The organism is Methylobacterium sp. BTF04, from assembly GCF_010692745.1.
GTDB lineage: Bacteria > Pseudomonadota > Alphaproteobacteria > Rhizobiales > Beijerinckiaceae > Methylobacterium.
Genome location: NZ_JAAHTB010000116.1, coordinates 1 through 3,726, shown reverse-complemented (window position 1 = coordinate 3,726; position 3,726 = coordinate 1). Strand labels below are relative to the sequence as shown.

Genomic DNA, 3,726 nt, shown 5'->3' with positions numbered 1-3,726 from the left:
AGACGGCGAACCGGTCGAGAAGGGAAAGGCCGAGGAAGTCGCCAGGGAAGGCGAACCCGGTGACCATTCGGCGTCCGTCAGGAAGCAGGCGATAGAGGCGAAGAGCGCCGGAGGTAACGTTGAAGACCGAGACCGCGGGCTCGTCCTGACCATACAGGGTCTCCTTCTGGTCGAGCGCCACCCTCCGACTCAATGGCTCCAAAGCATCACGCTCAGCCAAAGGGAGTGCCGTGGCCAGGCTGATGAGACGGATCTTGCCCACCCCATCGTTCAGGTGCGTGAGCGCAATAGGTGGATAGGTTGCGAGACCAGCCGGCAATGAATGGATCGACATGGTTCTGTCCTTCCGGTTCGGTCTTGGCGAATGTTCGAAGAGGGTCGTTGCCTCAGCGTCCCCGCCAGCGTTCGGTGGCTTGCATGCGCTCCGCGTGCCGGGCGAGATCGAGGAAGGCATTCCGTGCCTCCTCATCGAGCTTGAAGGCGCGCTGCAGGACCCCGGCGGCCAGCCTGACCGTGACGTCGTCCCAGGCACGACCGTCGCCGGCCCGCTCACGAACGCTCACGACCGATCTGGCGAGGACAGAGTAGGCGTCGGCTTCGATCATCGTACCCTCACAGAGTGGGCTACCGCTTTCGGGGTCCGCATCGGGTCAACGTGCCCGCCGCGACAAGGAACGGAACCAAATGCGCCGACCGGAAACGCAGATTTGCTTCGCCGTGGCGGCGACGTTCATGCCGGCCATTCAGCCGTCCGCTGAGATCGCCGGGAGTGGCGCCACGGCCGTGAAGAGGATGCCCGCCGGATGGTAGGCGATCTCGGCGGTCCCGCCGATCTCGACCGCGAGCGCGCGCTCGATCATGCGTGAGCCGAATCCCGTCCGGGTCGGCGGCGAGACGCGGGGACCGTCGGTTTCCTGCCAGCGGAAGCGGAGCCGGTCCGAGCCGACCCCATCGAGGATATCCCATGTCAGCTCGACGCGTCCGGCCTCCGTGGACAGGGCGCCGTACTTGACCGCGTTGGTGGCGAGCTCGTGCAGCGCCATGGCGAAGGCGAGCGCGACCCGGGAGGCAAGGTGTAGGACGGGTCCGCGGAACGTGAAGCGACCCTCCTGCTCGACCCCGAACGGGCGCAACGCCACGCCGACGACCTCGCTCAAGGTCGCTCCCTCCCAGGTATCTCGAAGGAGCACGTCATGCGCGGCCGCAAGGGCCATGATGCGGGCGTCGAGCATCACCTCGGCTTCCTCAAGGGAAGTCGATCTCTGAAGGGTCTGGCGAATGATGAACTGCACCGTCGCCAGCGTATTCTTGACCCGGTGAGCCAACTCCTTCGCCAGCAGGTCGCGGTGATCCTCGGCCTTCTTCCGGTCGGTGATGTCGAGGGAGATGCCGGCGATGATCTTCGGCGTGCCATCCGCTTGGTAGGAGGCGTGCCCACGGGCGTGGATCCAATGGACCGCGCCGTTCGGGTAGGTGATCCGGTACTCGTGGTCGTAGTCGGTCTGCCCGGCGACGGCGGCGGCGATGGCGGCTTCCATGCGCGCGCGATCCCGGATGGACGCCCTCGATCCACGCCGGGTAGGTAAAGTCCGCGCGAGGATCGCGACCGAAGTTCGCCTTGCACCCGTCCGATGCCACGAGCGCCATCGTGACGAGATCGAGGGTCCACGATCCGATGCGTCCGGCCTCCTGGGTGAAGCGGAGGCGCTCTTCCGTCAGGGCCAGGGTGACCGCGTGGGCCTTCGCCTCCGTCACGAGCCGGTCGAGGATCACCACCCCATGCGCGCTCGGGTCGAGGGAGACCTCGGGCTCGGGCGCGCAAAATGGAAACGGCATCGTCACGTCCCGTGGTGACCGGGAACGGCGACGTCCGATTGTGAGACGGAGCGAGGATATGGTCATGGCTGTCCTCGCGTCAGGCGACGTTGGCGATGGCGGGTGCGAGCGCGACGTCGAGATGGACCGGGTTGTGGAGGGTGTTGGCCACAGGCGACCACATCACGGTGTGCTTGATGAGCGCCGCTAGCGCCTTTCGCGATGCATCCGCGTCCATCGTCACCGCGACACGGATGGTCTCGAACCCGATGGTCTTCGGCGTGAGGTCGCCACTGCCCCAGACCGAGGTCATATTGATGTCGGCCTCGACGCTGAGCTCCAGTGAGCGGATCGGGATGCCCTGCGCCAGGGCGTTGGCATGGATGCCGATGGAGAGGCAGGAGCCCAGGGCAGCGAGCAGGGCTTCGGAAGCGTTGGGTGCGGTGCTTTCGCCGAGTAGGCCCTCGGGCTCGTCCTCCATCACCGGCTGTGGCGGAAGATCACGAATATAATTGAGCTGGCTCAGCCGCCCCTGAGCGACCGTGCGACAGCGCAGGGTACGAACGGCGGTCGGATCCGCCTTGGCCTTGGCGACGACGAGGTCGAGCTCGCGTTTGCCCACCAGCGACGGCAGCGGGATGACGGGAGTGAGCGGTGGCTTGGCCATAAAATCTTCGTTCCCTGATTCTCCGCCCATGCCAATCATTTCGTTTGGCGGAAATATATCTCGAATAGGTATCATCCAAATTCTAGTTTAGGCTCTCGCGCACCGAAGTCGGCAACCATTTCTGACGACGAGAGCCCCGAAAATGATGAGGTTCGGCGAATGCTAGACTGGGATGATTTGAGGTTTTTCCTGGCCCTGGCCAGGCATGGCAGCCTTTCAAGCGCCGCCAGGGTGCTCAACGTCTCGCAGTCCACCGTCGGCCGCCGACTGACATCGCTGGAGGCGACCCTCGCGGTGCGCCTGCTCAATCGCACCCCCGATGGCTATGTGCCGACCCTGGCCGGCGAGGAGGTGCGTGAGAAGGCCGAGCGACTGGAGGCGGAAGCCCTGGGCCTGGAGCGGGACGTCACCGGGCGCGACACCCGTTTGCGGGGGCTCGTGCGGGTGACCTGCGCCGAGACGATGGCCGCTCATCTGCTGGCCCCCAGCTTCGCGAGCCTTCATGCCCAGCATCCTGACATCATGATCGAGCTCATTCCCAACCCGCGCGAGCTCAGCCTGGCGATGCGCGAGGCCGACGTCTCGGTCCGCATGCGGCAACCCGAGCAACATGACCTCGTCGTTCGTCGCATCGGCGGCATCGCTTTCGGCCTCTACGCGACGATGGACTACATCAAGGAACGCGGCGAGCTGGACTTCGCGGAAGGATGCCCTGACCACCACCTGATCACGCAGATGGAGGACAGCAGGGAGATGACCCAGTCGGCCTGGCTTACCGAGATGGCTTCCCGATCCCGCGTCGTGCTGCAGACGAGCAGCCACGAGGCCGCCGTGCTGGCGGCCGCCAACGGCGGGGGACTGGCATGCCTGGCACGATTCCGTGCCGACAACGAGCCTAGGCTAACCCGGATGGAGGTGCCGGCCGAGCCGCCCAGCGCCGACATCTTGTTGTTGGTCCACAAGGACAATCGCGACACGCCGAGGATTCGGGTGGTTCTCGACCACATCGCGGAATGCATCCAAGCGCTCGGGTCGATGCTTCAACCCGACGATGCCGACAAGACCGTTCCCCGGGCCGTGACCGGTTGATCCCAAGCCGATCCACGAACCGAGTGAAATGGCAGGTCCCGCCGCCGCCCACAGGGAAGGCCCGGGTTAGGCCGATATGGTTGCCGTCGCATCGCGAAAACTGCTGTTGGGTTGGCGGATGTCGATGTGCCGGCCACGGAACTGCCAGAACAACA

Annotated in this window: 5 protein-coding genes; 1 reads left to right on the top strand and 4 read right to left on the bottom strand. The window is 65.2% G+C overall.

Going from position 1 to position 3,726, the window contains the following annotated elements:
- The 4 genes from G3T14_RS23410 to G3T14_RS23395 form a co-directional block, all read right to left on the bottom strand.
- Window positions 1-334 (bottom strand): cyclic nucleotide-binding domain-containing protein (locus G3T14_RS23410; protein ID WP_163644896.1); only part of this gene is annotated, 334 nt, incomplete at its 3' end.
- A gap of 52 nt (window positions 335-386) precedes the next feature.
- Window positions 387-605 carry a hypothetical protein gene (locus tag G3T14_RS23405; RefSeq protein ID WP_163644895.1) on the bottom strand — a complete coding sequence of 73 codons (219 nt, stop codon included), beginning with the start codon at window positions 603-605 and terminating at the stop codon, window positions 387-389.
- A gap of 138 nt (window positions 606-743) precedes the next feature.
- On the bottom strand, window positions 744-1,538 hold the full coding sequence (locus G3T14_RS23400; protein WP_163644894.1) for an HWE histidine kinase domain-containing protein: 795 nt from the start codon (window positions 1,536-1,538) through the stop codon (window positions 744-746).
- A 377-nt stretch (window positions 1,539-1,915) separates the two neighbouring features.
- Window positions 1,916-2,482: an OsmC family protein gene (locus tag G3T14_RS23395; protein ID WP_163644893.1), complete on the bottom strand. Its 567-nt coding sequence runs from the start codon at window positions 2,480-2,482 to the stop codon at window positions 1,916-1,918.
- A gap of 159 nt (window positions 2,483-2,641) precedes the next feature.
- Here G3T14_RS23395 and G3T14_RS23390 point away from each other — a divergent pair, with 159 nt between their 5' ends.
- Entirely contained in the window at window positions 2,642-3,571 is a 930-nt protein-coding gene (locus G3T14_RS23390; RefSeq protein ID WP_246733520.1) for a LysR family transcriptional regulator, read from the top strand.
- Window positions 3,572-3,726 lie beyond the last annotated feature (155 nt).